Genomic DNA, 18,616 nt, shown 5'->3' on the forward strand with positions numbered 1-18,616 from the left:
AGCTGAACTTTTTTCAGCTTCGCATGACACTAAAATTTCTTCAAAGACTTCAAGGATTTTTAACAAAACACTTTGTTATAGATGAGAAAATAAGGTAATACTAATCCCTAATTACGTACTTAAAAATACCAACTACGCAAAATCATTTCGTTCTAAGTAATTACTATTGTGATTTCAAATAAATAGTAACAAAAACCAATGAATGATTTACACGATAGAAAAAGCAAACCTAGTTGCAACGCAATTAAAGAAATTTACCACAGGATATGGATACTATGTAGTAGGGCAATATGCTAATATTGACTTTTGGCTACAAGAAGTGATGGAAGCTCAAAAAACCATAGATGCATATACATCTAGATTTAATAATATGCGTGATGCTCAGAAAGAATACATAGTAAAACACGATGTTAGGGTATCTGATTATTGTCATATATGTGGCGGAAAATGTGAATTTAGTGAAGGAAATCCACCTGCGCCATCACCTCCTAAACGTATGTCTAGTTCGGTATTAGATACAACACGAAGAGATGTAGTGAATGCGATGTATTATTTTTTAGCACGTTGCTATAGAATGGGGCTTCTCAATGACGCTACATTAAAAGAAAAATGTGATATGATTGGTACTGGTATTGATCCAGCTGATTTAAAAACATAAAAAAAGCCTTCCAATTTGGAAGGCTTTTTAAATATATAAGAAAATGTGTTTTTCTAGTTGTAGAAAGGCACTTCAACAAGTGTAGTATCCCATCCTAGTACCATGTGGTATCCTTTGTCAACTGCTTTGAATCCAATAGAAAATGCTTCTACTGACTCTTTTCCTTGTAAAACAGGAACTTTAATACGCGCTACATCATTACCTTCTTTGTAAGCATATGCTCCCCAATCATCAAGGTCAGAATTAAGAATGATTGTCCATTCTTTTTCTCCAGGTATTGTAAATAAAGAATATGTTCCCGCTTTTACTGTTTTACCTCCAACATTATAATCTTTAAATAATTTGATTTCTGTTGCTTCATCAGCACCTGTACGCCAAACTTTTCCGTAAGAAACTAATCCTCCAAAAACGTCACGTCCTTTTTTCTGTGGACGGCTATAGATTACTTTAATAGTTGGTTTTGCACGACGATCTGCTTTTGCATAAGCGATATCCGTTGGACTTTTCTGAAGATCTGCAAATTGAGCATTCACTGAAGGTGCAACCATAAAAGCCATAGCTATAAGAGCTACTGTAAATAATTTTTTCATTTGAGTTTAATTTTGGTTTAAAGATACTGTAGGAGATAAATCTATGATGTTAAATAAACCTTAAGATTTATCCCTCTAGAAGTAGTCGTACTAAATGATCAAAACTTTCAAAATATTCCTTTATACGCTTTCGCGAAAGCGTATATCTTATGTATTAAACTTATAATGTTGTTTTTTGTTTCATATTGTAGCTTAAAACGTATTTATAGTTTTATTAATGAAACTATAATAGGACATTTGAACTATAAATTATAAAAAAAATAAATTAGTTATGTGTGGAATTGTATGTGCCTTCGAACTAAAACAAGATATGACAACCCTACGTCCTCAATTATTAGAAATGTCAAAAAAAATTCGTCATAGAGGACCAGACTGGAGCGGAATTTACGCGACTGAAAAAGTGATTTTAGCGCATGAGCGTCTTGCTATTGTTGATCCAGCTTCTGGAAAACAACCGTTAATAGATGCTTCTGAAAATCTTATTCTAGCAGCCAACGGAGAAATATACAATCACAAAGAACTCAAAAAAGAACTCACAACCGATTATGAATTTCAGACAGCATCAGATTGTGAGATCATATTAGCCTTATATCAAGAAAAGGGAGTTGAATTTTTAGATGATCTCAATGGAATTTTTGGATTTGCCTTGTATGATACAAAAACAGATAGCTATCTCATTGCACGTGATCATATGGGAATCATTCCGTTGTATATGGGGTGGGATGCACATGGAACGTTTTATGTAGCATCAGAACTCAAAGCGCTAGAAGGTGTTTGTTCAAAAATCGAATTATTTCCTCCCGGACATTACCTCTCTAGTAAAGATGGTGAGTTGGTACGTTGGTACAAGCGTGACTGGATGGAATATGATGCGGTAAAAGATAATGAGTCAAGCATTGAAGAATTGCATGATGCGCTTGCCGCTTCTGTAAAACGCCAGTTAATGAGTGATGTGCCTTATGGAGTATTATTATCAGGTGGTTTAGACTCGTCTATAACAAGTGCTGTTGCAAAATTGTATTCAGAAAAACGTATAGAATCTGGCGATGAACAAGACGCTTGGTGGCCACAATTACATTCCTTTAGTATTGGATTGAAGGGGTCTCCAGATCTTGCTGCTGCACAAGTAGTAGCCGATCATATTGGGACGGTACATCATCCAATAGAATTTACAATTCAAGAAGGACTAGATGCTATAAAAGATGTGATTTATCATTTAGAAACCTATGATATTACAACCATACGTGCAAGTACGCCTATGTATTTGATGGCGCGTGTGATTAAATCTATGGGCGTAAAAATGGTATTGTCTGGCGAAGGAGCTGATGAGATTTTTGGAGGATATTTATACTTTCACAAAGCACCAGATGCTAAAGAGTTTCACGAAGAAACTGTACGTAAATTAGATAAACTCCATATGTATGATTGTTTGCGCGCAAATAAGTCATTAGCAGCATGGGGAATTGAAGGCCGAGTACCTTTTTTAGATAAAGAATTTATGGATGTGGCCATGCGTTTAAATCCAGTAGATAAAATGATTACCAAAGAACGAAGAGGCATGGAAAAATGGGTACTTCGTAAAGCCTTTGAAAAGTACTTACCAGAAAGTGTCGCATGGAGACAAAAAGAGCAATTTTCTGATGGGGTTGGTTACAGCTGGATAGATACCTTGAAAGAAGTAGTAGAGAGTGCTGTAAGTGATCTACAAATGGAAAATGCGCACCATCGTTTCCCGGTACATACCCCTCAAAATAAAGAAGAGTTTTATTACCGTTCTATTTTTGAAGAGCATTTCCCAAGTGACGCCGCGGCATTATGTGTGCCTTCGGTACCATCGGTGGCGTGTAGTACGCCTATTGCATTAGAGTGGGATGAAGCGTTTAAAAATATGAATGATCCATCGGGTAGAGCCGTAGCTATGGTGCACGATGATGCTTATTAAAATAGTAGTAGTTTTTTATAGAAAGACGTCAGCAAAATGCTGGCGTTTTTTGCTTGATTTTAGGTCATTTACAAACAAAACGGATTTTGAATGTATACGCTTTCGCGAAAGCGCATAAATACTATACTTTACGCGCGTTTACTTTTTCACAAATTGTTGATAACTTCAAGGGTTTTGGCACGCTTTTAACCCTATGTACGGTGCCCTTTTTTTATATTTGTTAACCTTAGATTTTTAAGACAATTTTAAGAAGACTATATATGAGCGAAGACGCTAACAAAAAACAGTATTCAGCAGATAGTATTCAGGCCTTAGAAGGGATGGAACATGTACGTATGCGACCATCCATGTATATTGGTGATGTAGGTGTAAGAGGATTACACCATTTAGTATATGAAGTTGTTGATAACTCAATAGATGAGGCACTTGCAGGACACTGTGATACCATTAATGTAACGATAAATGAAGATAACTCAATTACGACACGTGATAACGGTCGTGGTATCCCTGTAGGAATACATAAAAAGGAAGGGGTATCTGCACTGGAGGTTGTAATGACCAAGATTGGTGCTGGAGGTAAATTTGATAAAGATTCATATAAAGTATCTGGAGGACTTCACGGAGTTGGGGTTTCTTGTGTAAATGCACTTTCAGATCATTTAAGAGCTACCGTATACAAAGAAGGTAAAATCTGGGAACAAGAATATGAAAGAGGAAAAGCATTATATCCTGTAAAGGCTATTGGAGATACAGATTTTACTGGAACAGAAGTTACATTCTTACCGGATAGAAGTATTTTCCAACAAACCACGGAGTATAATTATGATACACTAGCATCTCGTTTAAGAGAGCTTGCTTATCTTAATAAAGGTATTACGATTACACTTGTTGATAAGCGACATAAAAAGGAAGATGGTGATTTTGAAGGAGAAACATTTCATAGTACAGAAGGACTTTCTGAATTTGTTCGTTTCTTAGATGGTACACGTAACGCTATCATAGGTGATGTAATCTCTATGGAAGGCGAGAAGAATGGTATCCCTGTAGAAGTAGCTATGATTTATAATGATAGTTATTCTGAAAATTTACATTCGTATGTAAATAATATTAATACGCATGAAGGAGGAACGCACTTAGCAGGTTTTCGTCGTGGTTTGACAGGATCACTTAAGAAGTTTGCAGATAATTCAGGAATGCTAGACAAACTGAAATTTGATATTGCTGGAGATGATTTCCGTGAAGGATTAACAGCTATTATTTCTGTAAAAGTTGGAGAGCCTCAGTTTGAAGGACAAACCAAAACAAAATTAGGAAACCGTGAGGTAACATCGGCCGTTTCGCAAGCAGTTGCAGAAATGATTGAAATTTACATGGAAGAAAATCCGAATGATGCTAAAACCATTGTTCAAAAAGTAATTCTTGCCGCACAAGCACGTCATGCTGCTAAGAAAGCACGTGAAATGGTACAGCGTAAGACCGTTATGAGTATTGGGGGGCTTCCTGGAAAATTATCTGATTGTTCTGAGACAGATCCTACATTATGCGAAGTATTCCTTGTTGAGGGAGATTCGGCAGGTGGTACGGCTAAGCAAGGACGTGATCGTGAGTTTCAAGCAATTCTGCCATTACGTGGTAAGATTTTGAATGTAGAAAAAGCAATGCAACATAAAGTTTTTGAAAATGAAGAGATCAAAAACATCTTTACAGCATTAGGAGTTACTATTGGAACAGAAGAAGATAGTAAAGCGCTTAATCTATCAAAACTGCGTTATCATAAAGTAGTGATTATGTGTGATGCCGATGTGGATGGTAGTCACATTTCTACACTTATCTTGACATTCTTCTTTAGATATATGAAAGAGCTTGTAGAAAAAGGATATGTATATATTGCTACACCTCCTTTATATCTTGTTAAAAAAGGACAGAAAAAGCAATATGCTTGGGATGATGAGCAACGTGATCAGATTGCAGCTTCTTATGGAAACCAAGGAGTATCTATACAACGTTACAAAGGTCTTGGAGAGATGAATGCAGAGCAATTATGGGACACAACCATGAATCCTGAATTTAGAACGCTTAGACAGGTTGCTATTGATAATGGTACTGAAGCAGATCGTATATTCTCAATGCTTATGGGTGACGAAGTTCCGCCACGTCGTGAGTTTATAGAAAAAAATGCAGTATATGCAAATATTGATGTTTAATCCTAAAACGCTATATGTTTTAGGTGTTAAAATCTGATACTTAAGAAATTATATTCTTTACACAAAAAGACGAATAACTATTTGGTTATTCGTCTTTTTTATTGGAGAACACCCAAGAAATCATTTACAAGGCAACTTAATTTAATTTCCCTTATTTTCGCTCGCAAATAAACTACTATCATGTCTATTAAAATCCTACTTACACTCTCTTTTATAGGGAGCTTTATGACGTTACATTCTCAAAATGCCTTACAAGATACAGAGCTCATTCTAAATGATATGTTGCTTATTTCAGAACGCTATGTTGCCCCTGGGGCAGATGGTGCTGCCTATCAAGCCACGAGTGGTTGGGCGAGTACTGCAAAAAGCTTAGATTTATTTGAGGTAGATGCTTCTATACATATTAATAGTTTGTTTATCCCTAAAAGTCGAGGTGCATTTACTATTACTAATAATGATTTTAATGCATTGCGTATACGAGGAGGAGAGACAGCTACAATTCCTACAGTATTAGGCGGTGATACTAATGTTTTCTTTGATTTTGATATAGGTGGCGAACCTAATGAATTTCAGGCATTTGAAGGTGTAAATGAGAATCAGTTATTCCATCCTTTTTTTCAAGCGTCTATTGGCTTGTGGAAGCAAACAGATCTTTCCATACGTTATTCTCCTGAGATAAAAATTTCTGATGCTGAATATGGTATTTTTGGAGTTGCACTCAAGCATTCAATTAGTCAGTATTTTAAAAGAACTGATGATAAAAGTACAAACAATCCTCTTGAAGTAGCTGTGCAAGTTGCGTATTCGAGATTTAATTCTGGATTACTATTTGATGCTTTTCAAATTGATGGTCCAGATGCAGAAGATCCTCCTTTATTGTTTGTAAATCAATTAGATGTTACACTAGATTCATGGTTATTTCAAGGAATAGCCTCAAAACAATATAAAAATTTTGAATTTTTTGGAAGTGCCGGAATCATAGTGAGTGATGCTCAATTTGTTATGAGTGGAGAACAAGGACTTGTATTAGTGCTTTTAAATACGCTTTTAGAAGATTTAGACGCTTCGAGAACTTTAGTAAAAGGAGACATAGGTGTAAATTATCACATCGGTGACTTTTATGTATCAAATGCATTTACTTTTGGAACGTTTGCAAATTATAACCTATCAGTTCATTATAAAATATAACGGATGCCTTTAGAGGTATTCATCTCTAAAATAACGTTTACTTTATCTCATCTAATAGTTCTTTTGCTTTTTCATAATTATAGTATGTAGGATTTGCAACTATTGTTTCTAATATTTTTATAGTATTTTCTTTATCTCCTTTCTTTAAGAAAACGAGAGCCTTGTACCAATATCCTTTATGAAAATCTATAGCATTACTTTGTATAAGACGGTCAAAAGCTGTTATAGCATTTTCGTGTTGATTTGTCTCTAGATGAGAAACACCTATATATAATGATATTTGAGGATTTGTATTGTATATAGAAGTATCTAATGTTTGTGATATACTAATAACATTCTGATAGTTTTTAGAACGAAAAGTGGTTTCTATATTTTTTAAAGTTAGAGCTTTGTCATCTCCCTTAGAAACATAAGAGGGTAATTCTTCCCAATTATGATAGTTTTCATAGAGCTTAGATAAACTAGGAGATTTTGGGTATAAAATAAAGATGCCTATGATAATGACTGCAGCAATAGCACTCCATAATTGAGGTGTGAAAAAGGAGCGTTTTGTCTTCGTATTTGCTGCTCTATAGTCCTTAAGGGCTTTAGAAAAGTCTTTAGTTTCTTGTGCTCTAAATAGTGTTGCTTCTTTTTTTAATAGTTCATTATTTTTTTCGGTAGTGATCCATTCTTCCGAATCATCATCTGTAGCATATAGTGCTTTGTATAGTGCTACTTGCTCTTTTAATTCAGCGTTTTGCGCTATTTTTTCTTCAAAACTTTTCCGTTCATCAGGTGGCATCTCCATAAGGAGATAACGTTCAATGGCTTCGTTTTTTAATTCTTCATCATTCATAATTCAGGGTTTAAGTCGTAGATATCTACTATCTTTTTTGATGAGTTTTGTTAAACGTGATTTACATTTAAAGACACGTTGTCTCGCAACAGTCTCTGATGCGTAATTGAAAACCTTTACAATCTCTTTATATGTAATTTTTTTAAAACTCAATAAAAGTAACTTTCTACAATTCTCTGATAATTCTTTTAATTTCTCTTGATATAAATCCCATTGCTTTTGCTCAATTGAAAATTTGGCTAAGTCAACAGCTTCATCTATAAGAGGGGTCGAAGGTAAATTTGTTACCCTGTTTTGTGAACATTCTCTTCGCCATAAGTTTTTACACACTGTAAACAAATAGTTCTTAAACGATTGTATTTGCAATTCTTCATTCTTTAATTTTACAAAAAGGATGACTAATGCGTTATGGAAAATGTCTTCTGCCGTCGCTTTAGAACCACCTCTGCTTACAATATATCGTTGTACAGCAGGAAAGGATTCGGTATAGAGTTTATTGAATATATCAGGCTTCCCATTTAGAAAACCATCAATAAAAGGATCTTTTTTATTCATAAAATAAAATGCCTTAAATGACTTGATTAAAGTACTTGAAAAATATCGGGTAACAAAATGTTTGTTTGCGCTCTTATTTGTAAATCAAGTATTTTAAATTTAAATATGTAGGTATTGTTTTTATAATTGTGATATACGTACGTGTAATTACAATTATTAAGATGTTGGAGTATTCATTTTTTAAAGTAGTCATTGTAGAAATAATTTTATAATCGAGAGTGTATATCTATAATGATTTACTTTATGAAAACGAGCATTCATTTTTGGATGCTCGTTATTTTTAATTAAGTGACTATTTGTAAAAACGTTTTCTAATGCCAATACCTAAAATAATTATGACACTAATGATGAGAGATCCCCATATATATGTCATAGGGGTTATTCCTAAATCAATTGTATTATCGTGTCCTGTTAGTGTAATACCGCTCCAGTAATAAGGAGAAGCTTCACTAGTATTTGCATGTTTTTTTAAATAGGATAATTTTGCATTTCGAAGCGCTTCAGACTTCTTTTTTCCTGATGATAACTCCTTGTAAAAAGCCGTGATAATCTCCATATTTGCTTTTTCGTTGACATCCCAAAGCGTCGAAATTACACTTCGGGCTCCAGCCTTAAAAAAACCTCTTTTAATACTAAAAACCCCTTCGCCTTTTTTGAGATCTCCAACATCGGTTTTGCAAGCACTTAAAACGATTAATTCCTTTCTCTTTTTTGTGGTATAGAGCTCTTCTAGTCTAAGTTTTTCATCATAAAATGCTAACCATGGCCCATAGTTGTCTGTGCCTCCATGTGTGGAAATGTGAATGATACTATTGTCTTCATATTGAACTAAAAACAACGCTTTAGTTGCTTCTTTCTTTGTATACGTTTGGTTGTTGTAATAGACTGCTATTTCGGTTGCTTCTTTTGCACTGTTCGGAAGTTTGTCTAGATAATTATCTTTAAAATCTGTAGGTAGAAAACTAATGTTTTTATTTTCTGTGGGGTATAATTGTGTAATACGCTCATCCAAAGAATGAGAATATTTATACGTGATGTTATATGTGTTTATAAAGTAAGCTTCGGGAATATTTAATTCTTCGGATAGGATAAGTGCTTCAAAAGGTACTTTCTGAATATCGCCATCAGGAATAATAACTAGAGAACTTCCTGGTACGCTTTCGCGAAAGCGTGTAAAAGGCAATAATACACTTGACAAATTTGCTGCTAGTTTTTTATAGCGTGTAATCTCTTGAGAGGTTGTAAAAGGACGTGTTAGAGTCTGTTGGAATTCTTCAATTTGTTGTTGAAGAGTTGTTATAGAGACCGGAATTTCTTTAAGTTTAATTTCATTATTAGAAACATGCATTACATATCCCAAGCGATCTCCCAAAGCATAATTAACGATGTGTTCATTTGCTTGGAGTGTTTCTTTAATGTTTTCAAGAGAAGATACATTTAGCTGCTTTTTAAAATCTCTATAAATAGGATACAAAACACCTATTGAATCTATGAATTTTCGATATTTTCTTTTGATAGAAAACAATTCTTTTTTGGCTGTTTTTATCTGATCAGTAGTTGTATTAGTAAGAGGTGTATTTTCTATAATGTCTAAATAACTACTAATACTGGAGGTCATGTTACTTTCAGTTTCTAGTATCTCTTGTGGTATATTTGCTCTTTGTTTGGCTAAGGTTTCTGTAGTGTTTTCTAATAAAAGAAGCCCCTTCTTTTTCTCCATATAGTAAAATGCGACTTCAGGTTTATTAAGAAGATGCGCAACTTTAATAGCATTCATATATAAGGGAGCTGCTTTTTTACGCCAACTTAGCTTTGATAGTTCCTCTTGACTTTCTAAGAAAAGTTCATCACTTACAGTATCTGCATATTTCAATACATTGAGTGCTTGCTGTAAATGCTCTTCATTTTGATCTTTTTCATAATAAGCAATCCATGCGTTTAAGGCATCATATAAGTAACTGAAAAGGAATTTTTTATTTGGAGAAATACTTATTTCAGAGAGGTTTGGTAATTGTTTTTTTACAGATGGATCATCTTTAGTGATTAATGAAATAGCCTCATAATAGTGATCTAATGCTTTTTCATAATTTCCTATTCTGAATTCAAGACTACCAAGATTGTTTGAAATGTTACTCAAAGGAACATTTCTTTCTTCTGTGTAGGCATATGATTGATTAAAATAATCTCTTGCTTTAATAAAATTGTTTTTTTCAGTTTCAATAACACCCAGTAAGCTTATAGCATTAAATGCTTTATCTAGACTGTTTAGGTCTTTGTATATTTTAAAAGACTTAAGGGCATTTTTTTCAGCATCTTCTGGTAAGCCTGCAATCTGATACATTGCTGCGGTGTTATTGATTATAGAAGCTTCTGTTGATGGAGAAACATCTGATTGATCATAGGTGTCTATCTTCTTTTTAATTTCAATAAAATCATCTAGATAAATAGGGTCATTGAGCTCTACATACATCGCTAAAATGTTGTTAAGTACTTTAATGGCCATGTTATCGTATTGCTGATCTTTAAGAATCTGTTCTGCTAATAAAAAGTGTTCAAGGGCATTTTGGAAGTCTCCCCATTTATCGTAAATAATGCCTAATTCTCCATATGCTTTACCTAATCTGGCATCACGGTCATCAGAAACAGAAACCAAAGTGTCATAATATGCCTTTGCCTTCCATAGCTGAGGAGTATTTGAGTTATGATGAAAGTAACCGAGGTTATATAAATTTCGTCGTGTTTTATCTGCTTTTGGATTTAACTTTTTTAAACGTAATGCGCGTTCCTTTTTTCCATATTCTTGCGCTTTATCATCACCTACATACCCATAATACCATCTGGAGTATAAGTAATAAGCATCTTCTAATAGTTCAGTTTCTTTAGGAAGTGATTCAAAATAGTGTTCTAGTTGAGTTACTTTTTGGGTATTGGTTATTTTTAAATCTAGAATAGAGTCAACATAGGAGTTTGGAGCTTGTTGAGACCAAACAGAAACTGTTAATAAACATACTAGTGATAGTAGGGAGGTGTTGCTTATTATTCTCATAGGTAGCATTTTGCACTATAAATATATACTATTTTAGGGAAGGAATTTTACTTCCTTCCCCTTGGTGGTTTAAACAATAAGTGTCTACCTAAACCTAATTATCCAAACCAAATTAATAGTCTAAATATGATTGATATTTAATGTCTGTTAAATTATTGCTGAGTGTGCATGTATAAAGTATGCTTTCAATATGTTGCATTGGAGCTATACCGGGTGTGTATAATGTTCCAGCAATGGCAGAGGTGTATGCGCTGGCATATGAGGTTCCTGAAAGTAATATATAATCATTCTCATCTATATAGAATGGAATGTTCTGTCCAGGTGCTGCAATATCAACAGATTGCGTTCCGTAATTTGAAAATTTAGAGAGACCTGAATTGTAGGTATTTCCATTCCAAGACGCTATAGAAAGTATATTGTTTGAATTATATGAAGATGGATAATGAGCTATAATATCGTTGTCATTTGATTCATTACCAGCAGATGCTATAATAAGAACATCATCTTGAGCACTTTCTATAAATTCTCTTAATAGTGTATATTCTGTACCATACCATCCAAAACTCATATTGATAATTTTTACGTCACTATTATTTAAAATGTATTTAAATCCGCAAAGAATATCGAAATAACGAGCATTTCCATTTTCGTCAAATACTTTTACAGGGAGTATCTGAAAATTGATATTTTGAGCGGTTAACTTCTCGTATATCATATAAGAAGCTTGGGTTCCATGACCATGGTTGTCAAAAGGGATATTGTTATTATCTACAAAATTCCATCCAACATAGTCTATCATATCATCATCTATACAAGCATTAGTATTTAATGAATTGTTATAGATAAAAGGCAATTCAAAACCAAAGTAGTTATGGTCGATACCCGTATCTAATACCGCTATAGTGACCCCATTATTAGAAGATTTTAATAGATTGGTAGCACTTGTGATGTCGTCAGGGCCAAAAGCGCTATTCAATTTTCCTCCTTTATGTTTTATAATGGTATTCATTTGAGATCCCTCAACACCTAATGTCTCTCTAGTACCATTAACAACCGTTTCTAATGTTAAACCACTAGAAGTCTCCCCGCTACTATCAATAACAAAAACCCATAGTTCGAGCGTAGGATCGGCACACTCACATTTTTTATACTCCGTTACTTGATACTGATCTCTTATTTCTTGTTTGCCAGCTTCACTAAGACCTTCTTCATATTTAATTACAATTTCGCCTTTATCTATATCTATTGGATTAATAGGTAATGTGAAATTAGCAGTAGTATTTTTAAGATCATTCTCTAATAGTTCATCTAGACTATCGTCTTTTTCACATCCAGAGATAATACACAAAAAAAGAAACGCCGCTAAAAAAAATAATTTTTTCATAATTTTTTGGTTTTTAAAATTAGGTTTAGGATTTTAATAAGCATTTTCAATATATATATACCTTGATATGCTTATATAATGGGTAGAGGCAAAACATATAATTTTGTTACCCACCTATAATACTTTTAAAGTAAAAAATGAATAGTTTAAGATGTCTTTTAACCCTTATTTAGTAATTAAATGTTAAAGAAACTGTATTTTTGCGACTAGTTGAAAAAACAATAACAAATTAAAAAAAATAAATTTATGAAAGTTACCGTAGTAGGTGCAGGAGCAGTAGGAGCAAGTTGCGCCGAATATATCGCTATTAAAGATTTTGCAAGTGAGGTTGTATTACTAGACATTAAAGAAGGATATGCTGAAGGAAAGGCTATGGATTTAATGCAAACGGCTTCTCTCAACGGTTTTGATACAAAAATCACAGGTTCAACTAGTGATTATAGCAAAACAGCAGGGAGTGATATCGCGGTAATTACTTCTGGTATTCCTCGTAAACCAGGAATGACACGTGAAGAGCTGATAGGAATTAATGCTGGAATTGTAAAATCTGTGGCAACGAGCCTTGTAGAACATTCTCCAAATGTGATTTTAATTGTTGTATCTAATCCTATGGATACGATGACATATTTAACTCATAAAGTAACTGGACTTCCTAAAAATCGTATTATCGGTATGGGAGGTGCATTAGATAGCGCACGTTTTAAATATCGTTTAGCAGAGGCTTTAGAAGCACCTATTTCTGATGTAGACGGAATGGTAATTGGAGGACACTCTGACAAAGGAATGGTTCCTTTAACACGTTTGGCTACTCGTAATAGTGTGCCAGCTTCAGAATTTTTAAGTGAAGAACGTTTACAACAAGTACTTGAAGATACGAAGGTAGGTGGAGCGACATTAACAAAGCTTTTAGGTACCTCTGCATGGTATGCGCCAGGCGCTGCAGTATCAGGTCTTGTACAAGCTATTGCTTGTGATCAAAAGAAAATATTCCCATGTTCTACTTTATTAGATGGAGAGTATGGACTTTCAGATTTATGTATTGGAGTACCTGTAGTATTAGGTAGTAACGGTATTGAAAAAATCGTAGAAATTAATTTAAGTGATGCAGAAAGAGCACACTTAGAAGAAAGTGCAGCAGGCGTTAAGAAAACAAACAGTCTTTTAGACGCATAAGCATCAAACAATAATTTATAATAAAAAAAGCTATCTTCGGATGGCTTTTTTTATTTAAAACAATTTCTAATATGTCTATAAAATCAATTGGCATTTTTTGTCTTTTCATCTGCTTGATATCCTGTATGTCAAATCAACCAAAATATGAATACACGATCCAAGTTACTTCAGATGCTATAGAGGATGTCACTATAACACGTCTTAAAGAACGATTAGAAACAATCTCGCGAGTAGTCAATATCAATAAAAAAAATGCAAAAGAAATCACTATCAATTTTAAAAGCGATGCTTCAGATACGATTGTACAAGAAATAATTACTACCAAAGGAAATCTTGCATTTTATGAAACAAAAAACTTAGCAGATGTGGGGTCGGTTATACAGGAAGTCTCAAAAATGTATGCTGCAGACAGTACTGAATCTCAACCTCTTTTTGAAGATGTGTTTTATATTGTTCCTGTTTTTGAGTCACCAGAGTTAGGGTATGTCAAGGTAGAAGATACGGCAGCAATTAATAAACTATTAATGAAGCCAGAAATTAGAAGTCACTTAAATGAGCGTCCACTTCATATACAATTTGCCTGGGGTTTGTTTGATAGTCAAACAGAACGATTGCCATTATATGCTTTAGAAGTGGGTACTAGAAAACGTCCAGCAATGACAGGTGATATTGTCTCAATGGCAAGAACTAGCAGGTCTTATGATGGACGCCCTAGCATTTCAATTAATATGGAAGCCTTACAAGCAGAAAAATGGGAGCGATTAACCAGAAAAGCATCCCAAGAAGGATTTTCTATAGCCATTGTTGTCGATAATCAAGTAATGATGGCGGCCAGAGCAGCCACAGCTATTAAAGGAGGTATGACTGAAATAAGTGGAAACTTAACAGAAAAAGAAGCCTTTGCTTTATCGGCTATTCTCAATAGCGGCCCTATACAGCAATTAGAAATAGTTAGTATAGATAAACAAACATTTTGATGTAGATTTTGCTAAGTACGCTTTCGCGAAAGCGTATACAACACCCTGTAAATTATAGAAAGGAGCAGTTATTAAACAATGAACTCTCTTTTATCTTGTGTACCTAGTCTTTCATTTAATAGTTGCAATTTCGTACTATAAAAAATATTGGGTTTTCATAATTGAAACCCTATATTTGCACGTTTTGTAAAAAGATCGATGATGATCACTTTATAAAATGTAAATCTTAAGTTTCTGAAATCAGACGCGTGAAAAATAAATGGTACATTGTTGTTCTCATTTTTATCCTAGCTATTTTAGGTATTAGCTCGGAACGCTCTTCTGCACCCAATCAAGAACTTGTTATTCAGTTTACGGATGCTGAAATAGCTTCAGACAAAGCGCAACACACCATTACTCGTGTTAAAAGCCAATTAGAAGCTGTAGGAGTTCATAGTATCAAGATTCAGGAATTAGGAAATGGCACCTTGAAAATCACGTATTATAGTGATGTTGAGGTTTCTGAAATTCAAAAAATATTCTCAGAAAGTGTTGAAATAGCATCTAGTCATACTTCAGATAAAGAAGATGCACAATTACCTTCTGAAAAAGAATTGAAAGAATATCAACTAGATATTTATGAAATTCAAAATAACAATGATTTCGTTGGTTCTAACGGAAATGTTTTAGAAGCAAAATCAGAAATCATTCGTTTTTTTACTCCAGATTCTTATGCTACGAAAAGTAAGCAAACTGAAGCGCAAAAAAATAAAATTGAGAAAATAGCATATATCTGCTATAAAAATATTGCAACTGCAATAGATGAAGCTGCATATAAAATCCCTGAAGTAAGGGCAGGACCCACAGCTTAAAAGAATTCTTATCCTAAGTGATTTTCGATAATCACACACCCAACAGCTTTTCAAATGAAGAGCTTCAACTAAATTACCATATAATAGTAATGATCAAAAATAAGTAATACATCACAGATGTACTGACTTTGATAATTGATCGCAAAAAACAACAAAATGCAAAATAAAGGACTCATTCGATTATTTGCTATCGTATTTGGATTGGTATGTATTTACCAACTTGGATTTACGTATTTAGCAAATAAAACAGAGACAGCGGCAAAAGAATTTGCCATCAGTAAAGCAGGTGATAACGCAGATGAAAGAGATAGACAAGAGCGTATATACCTAGACAGTGTAGGGAAACTTCCAATATATGCTGGAATTACTTACAACGAAGCAAAAGAAAAAGAACTAAATAAAGGTCTTGACCTTAAAGGAGGAATTAACGTAATTCTTCAAATTTCTGTTAGAGATATCTTAGGAGGATTAGCTAATGGAAAAAGAGATCCAAAATTTATTGCTGCTTTAGATGCAGCCGATGAAGCACAAAAAGATAGTCAGAATACATATCTAGATGATTTCTTAACTGCGTTTGATGCGCAAGGAGGAGATAAAAAATTAGCAGATCCAGATATTTTTTCTAATGTTGTTCTAGGAGATAAAATAAGAAAAGCAAACATACCTAATGCTGAAGTTGCTGAAGTTCTTAGAGAAGAAGTTAAAGAAACGATCCAGTCGGCTTTTGAAACATTACGTAATCGTATTGATAAATTTGGGGTAACACAACCTAATATCCAAAGCCTTGGAGATAATGGTCGTATTTTAGTAGAACTTCCTGGAGCAAAAGACATTCAACGTGCTGTAGAGTTTGTAACCGCTAAAGCTCAATTAGAATTTTATGAAACACATTATGCGGGTGATGCATTACAGTATTTATTTTCAGTGAATCAAGCCTTAGCTGCCAAGGTTAAGAAAGACGAAGTTGAAGAAACAGAAGTAGTACAAGATTCAACTGAAAATACAGATAATGTAGTAGATGAATTATTAAAAGATGTAGAAGAAGATGAAGAGGAAGAAGTAGCTCAAAACAATCCATTATTTGATGTTTTTGAACCAAATCAAATAGCATTAAATCCACAATACAGACAGATCTCTACGATTGGATATGCTGCAGTTAAGGATACAGCAAAAATTAATGCTTATTTAAGAACTCCAGAAATTGTACGTTTACGCCCTGCTAACTTACGTTTTGCAAAATTTACTTGGGGAGATGTAGAGACACTAGAACAAGGAACAGGTGATGATATCACAGAAGTAGAAAGAGTTACTTTATATGCACTAGAATCTAATCGTTCTGGAGCACCTTATATGAGTGGTGATGTTGTAAATGATGCACGTCAACAATATACACAACAACAAAAGCCTGCTGTAGGTCTTGATTTTGAAGGACAAGGAGTGAGCCAATGGGCAAAAATGACACGTACTGTAGCACAAAAAGGAAATGCGATAGCAATTGTTCTTGATAATACGGTACAATCTGCAGCAACTGCAGGAAAAGAAATTAAAGGGGGTAGCACAGAGATTTCAGGTAACTTTACAGTACAATCTGCACAAGATCTTGCTACTGTATTAAACGCGGGTAAACTTCCAGCTTCTGCAGATGTAATTGAAGCAGAAGAAATTGGAGCAACATTAGGAAAAGAAGCAATTAATAGTGGTGTTATCTCATTTGTGATAGCATTATTACTTGTATTGATATGGATGGTATTCTATTACGGTAAAGCAGGTTTATTTGCAGATATCGCATTGATTGTAAACATTCTATTCATTTTTGGAGTACTAGCAAGTTTAGGAGCAGTATTAACATTACCTGGTATTGCAGGTATTGTATTAACCATAGGTATGTCGGTAGATGCCAACGTACTTATCTTTGAGCGTATTAAAGAAGAATTACGAAAAGGCAAATCTCAAAAAGATGCTATTAAAGATGGTTTCAATAATGCATTGTCATCTATTCTGGATGCAAACATTACGACCTTCTTAACAGCCTTAATCTTATTCTTATTTGGAACAGGACCTGTACAAGGATTTGCAACAACCTTAATGATTGGTATTGCTACTTCTTTATTCTCTGCAATATTCATTACACGTCTTTTCATAGATAACTATGGTAAGAATGGAAAATCACTTGCATTTGCAACAGGAATGACTAAAAACCTATTTACAAATACGAAAATTGATTTCTTAGGAAAACGTAAGGTTGCGTATATCATTTCTCTTGGATTAGTAGCTGTAGGTGTTTTCTCTTTAGTAACTGGAGGATTAAATGCTGGTGTAGACTTTGTAGGAGGACGTTCTTATACAGTGCGTTTTGAAAAAGCAATTAGCTCTACCGAAGTTGGCGAACTATTAGCTAGTGACGCTGTTTTTGGAAGTGCTATTGTAAAAACATATGGAGCAGATAATCAATTAAAGATTACTACTAAATATAAAATTCAAGAAAGCGGTATCGAAGTAGATGAAGCTGTAGAGAAGAAATTATTCGGAGCTCTTAAAGACTACTTCCCTGCCAATTTAAGTTTTGAAGACTTTAGTAGATCCTTCGAAGGGAAGACTGTTGGTAAGATGAGTTATAACAAAGTAGGACCTACGATTGCAGATGATATTAAGAGAGGCGCTTTACTAGCCGTTGTTGGATCATTAATCGTAGTATTCTTATATATCTTATTACGTTTCCGTAGATGGCAGTTCTCTTTAGGAGCAGTTACGGCGGTATTCCATGATGTATTATTAGTACTTGGAATCTTCGCTATTTTCAAAAATATCATGCCGTTTGATATGGAAGTCGACCAAAACTTTATTGCGGCTATCCTGACCGTAATTGGATACTCCCTGAATGATACCGTGGTTGTATTTGACCGTATTCGTGAGTATATCAAAGAGCACGGATCAACACGTGGATTTGGAAAACTAATCAATCAAGCATTAAATAGTACATTAAGCCGTACATTAAATACATCTGTAACGACATTAATCGTGTTATTAGCGATCTTCTTCTTAGGAGCAGATTCTATTAGAGGATTAATGTTTGCATTAATTGTAGGGGTAATTGTAGGAACATACTCTTCACTATTTATTGCAACACCTGTGATGTTTGATACTGTACAGAAAAAAGCATTAAAAGAAGAAAAGAAAGAAGAAGAGTCAGAAGAAGCTTAATCTTCCTTT

Annotated in this window: 13 protein-coding genes; 8 read left to right on the plus strand and 5 right to left on the minus strand. The window is 34.1% G+C overall.

Features of this window, described 5'->3' with window-relative positions; all coding sequences use genetic code 11:
* The first annotated feature begins 202 nt into the window (after positions 1–202).
* Positions 203–658 carry a hypothetical protein gene (locus Q1A01_RS18750; protein ID WP_299683890.1) on the plus strand — a complete coding sequence of 152 codons (456 nt, stop codon included), beginning with the start codon at positions 203–205 and terminating at the stop codon, positions 656–658.
* A gap of 53 nt (positions 659–711) precedes the next feature.
* Here Q1A01_RS18750 and Q1A01_RS18755 read toward each other — a convergent pair whose 3' ends face one another.
* On the minus strand, positions 712–1,248 hold the full coding sequence (locus tag Q1A01_RS18755; RefSeq protein ID WP_299683892.1) for a DUF2911 domain-containing protein: 537 nt from the start codon (positions 1,246–1,248) through the stop codon (positions 712–714).
* Between the two features lie 271 nt (positions 1,249–1,519).
* Between Q1A01_RS18755 and asnB the strand changes: the two genes are divergently transcribed.
* The 3 genes from asnB (at position 1,520) to Q1A01_RS18770 (ending at position 6,582) form a co-directional block, all read left to right on the plus strand.
* Complete coding sequence (gene asnB / locus Q1A01_RS18760; RefSeq protein ID WP_299683894.1) at positions 1,520–3,190, plus strand: asparagine synthase B; 1,671 nt, start codon at positions 1,520–1,522, stop codon at positions 3,188–3,190.
* Positions 3,191–3,450: 260 nt separating this feature from the next.
* Positions 3,451–5,394, plus strand: a complete 1,944-nt coding sequence (gyrB, locus tag Q1A01_RS18765) for a DNA topoisomerase (ATP-hydrolyzing) subunit B (RefSeq protein ID WP_299683896.1) — start codon at positions 3,451–3,453, stop codon at positions 5,392–5,394.
* Positions 5,395–5,574: 180 nt separating this feature from the next.
* Complete coding sequence (locus Q1A01_RS18770) at positions 5,575–6,582, plus strand: DUF6588 family protein (RefSeq protein ID WP_299683898.1); 1,008 nt, start codon at positions 5,575–5,577, stop codon at positions 6,580–6,582.
* Positions 6,583–6,619: 37 nt separating this feature from the next.
* Here the strand turns inward: Q1A01_RS18770 and Q1A01_RS18775 are convergent, their stop codons facing one another.
* From Q1A01_RS18775 to Q1A01_RS18790, 4 genes are all read right to left on the minus strand, one after another.
* Positions 6,620–7,420 carry a tetratricopeptide repeat protein gene (locus Q1A01_RS18775; RefSeq protein WP_299683900.1) on the minus strand — a complete coding sequence of 267 codons (801 nt, stop codon included), beginning with the start codon at positions 7,418–7,420 and terminating at the stop codon, positions 6,620–6,622.
* A 3-nt stretch (positions 7,421–7,423) separates the two neighbouring features.
* Positions 7,424–7,975: an RNA polymerase sigma factor gene (locus Q1A01_RS18780; protein ID WP_299683902.1), complete on the minus strand. Its 552-nt coding sequence runs from the start codon at positions 7,973–7,975 to the stop codon at positions 7,424–7,426.
* 292 nt (positions 7,976–8,267) lie between these two features.
* Positions 8,268–11,021, minus strand: a complete 2,754-nt coding sequence (locus Q1A01_RS18785) for a CHAT domain-containing tetratricopeptide repeat protein (RefSeq protein ID WP_299683904.1) — start codon at positions 11,019–11,021, stop codon at positions 8,268–8,270.
* Positions 11,022–11,133: 112 nt separating this feature from the next.
* Entirely contained in the window at positions 11,134–12,405 is a 1,272-nt protein-coding gene (locus tag Q1A01_RS18790) for a S8 family serine peptidase (RefSeq protein ID WP_299683906.1), read from the minus strand.
* 246 nt (positions 12,406–12,651) lie between these two features.
* Here Q1A01_RS18790 and mdh point away from each other — a divergent pair, with 246 nt between their 5' ends.
* The 4 genes from mdh (at position 12,652) to secDF (ending at position 18,607) form a co-directional block, all read left to right on the plus strand.
* Entirely contained in the window at positions 12,652–13,578 is a 927-nt protein-coding gene (gene mdh, locus Q1A01_RS18795; RefSeq protein WP_299683908.1) for a malate dehydrogenase, read from the plus strand.
* 125 nt (positions 13,579–13,703) lie between these two features.
* Positions 13,704–14,555, plus strand: a complete 852-nt coding sequence (locus tag Q1A01_RS18800; protein WP_299683910.1) for a hypothetical protein — start codon at positions 13,704–13,706, stop codon at positions 14,553–14,555.
* Between the two features lie 248 nt (positions 14,556–14,803).
* A complete protein-coding gene (locus Q1A01_RS18805) occupies positions 14,804–15,406 on the plus strand; it encodes a hypothetical protein (RefSeq protein WP_299683912.1) in 603 nt (200 codons plus the stop codon).
* 156 nt (positions 15,407–15,562) lie between these two features.
* On the plus strand, positions 15,563–18,607 hold the full coding sequence (secDF, locus tag Q1A01_RS18810) for a protein translocase subunit SecDF (protein WP_299683914.1): 3,045 nt from the start codon (positions 15,563–15,565) through the stop codon (positions 18,605–18,607).
* Positions 18,608–18,616: the final 9 nt, after the last annotated feature.

Source organism: uncultured Dokdonia sp. (assembly GCF_947492815.1).
Taxonomy (GTDB): Bacteria; Bacteroidota; Bacteroidia; order Flavobacteriales; family Flavobacteriaceae; genus Dokdonia.

What these genes read in the sequence shown, in the direction of transcription:
- mdh (WP_299683908.1), top strand. Translation starts at nt 12,652, where the DNA reads ATGAAAGTTACCGTAGTAGGTGCAGGAGCAGTAGGAGCAAGTTGCGCC.
- Q1A01_RS18750 (WP_299683890.1), top strand. Translation starts at nt 203, where the DNA reads ATGATTTACACGATAGAAAAAGCAAACCTAGTTGCAACGCAATTAAAG.
- gyrB (WP_299683896.1), top strand. Translation starts at nt 3,451, where the DNA reads ATGAGCGAAGACGCTAACAAAAAACAGTATTCAGCAGATAGTATTCAG.
- secDF (WP_299683914.1), top strand. Translation starts at nt 15,563, where the DNA reads ATGCAAAATAAAGGACTCATTCGATTATTTGCTATCGTATTTGGATTG.
- Q1A01_RS18770 (WP_299683898.1), top strand. Translation starts at nt 5,575, where the DNA reads ATGTCTATTAAAATCCTACTTACACTCTCTTTTATAGGGAGCTTTATG.
- Q1A01_RS18785 (WP_299683904.1), bottom strand. Translation starts at nt 11,021, where the DNA reads ATGAGAATAATAAGCAACACCTCCCTACTATCACTAGTATGTTTATTA.
- Q1A01_RS18780 (WP_299683902.1), bottom strand. Translation starts at nt 7,975, where the DNA reads ATGAATAAAAAAGATCCTTTTATTGATGGTTTTCTAAATGGGAAGCCT.
- Q1A01_RS18790 (WP_299683906.1), bottom strand. Translation starts at nt 12,405, where the DNA reads ATGAAAAAATTATTTTTTTTAGCGGCGTTTCTTTTTTTGTGTATTATC.
- asnB (WP_299683894.1), top strand. Translation starts at nt 1,520, where the DNA reads ATGTGTGGAATTGTATGTGCCTTCGAACTAAAACAAGATATGACAACC.
- Q1A01_RS18755 (WP_299683892.1), bottom strand. Translation starts at nt 1,248, where the DNA reads ATGAAAAAATTATTTACAGTAGCTCTTATAGCTATGGCTTTTATGGTT.
- Q1A01_RS18800 (WP_299683910.1), top strand. Translation starts at nt 13,704, where the DNA reads ATGTCAAATCAACCAAAATATGAATACACGATCCAAGTTACTTCAGAT.
- Q1A01_RS18775 (WP_299683900.1), bottom strand. Translation starts at nt 7,420, where the DNA reads ATGAATGATGAAGAATTAAAAAACGAAGCCATTGAACGTTATCTCCTT.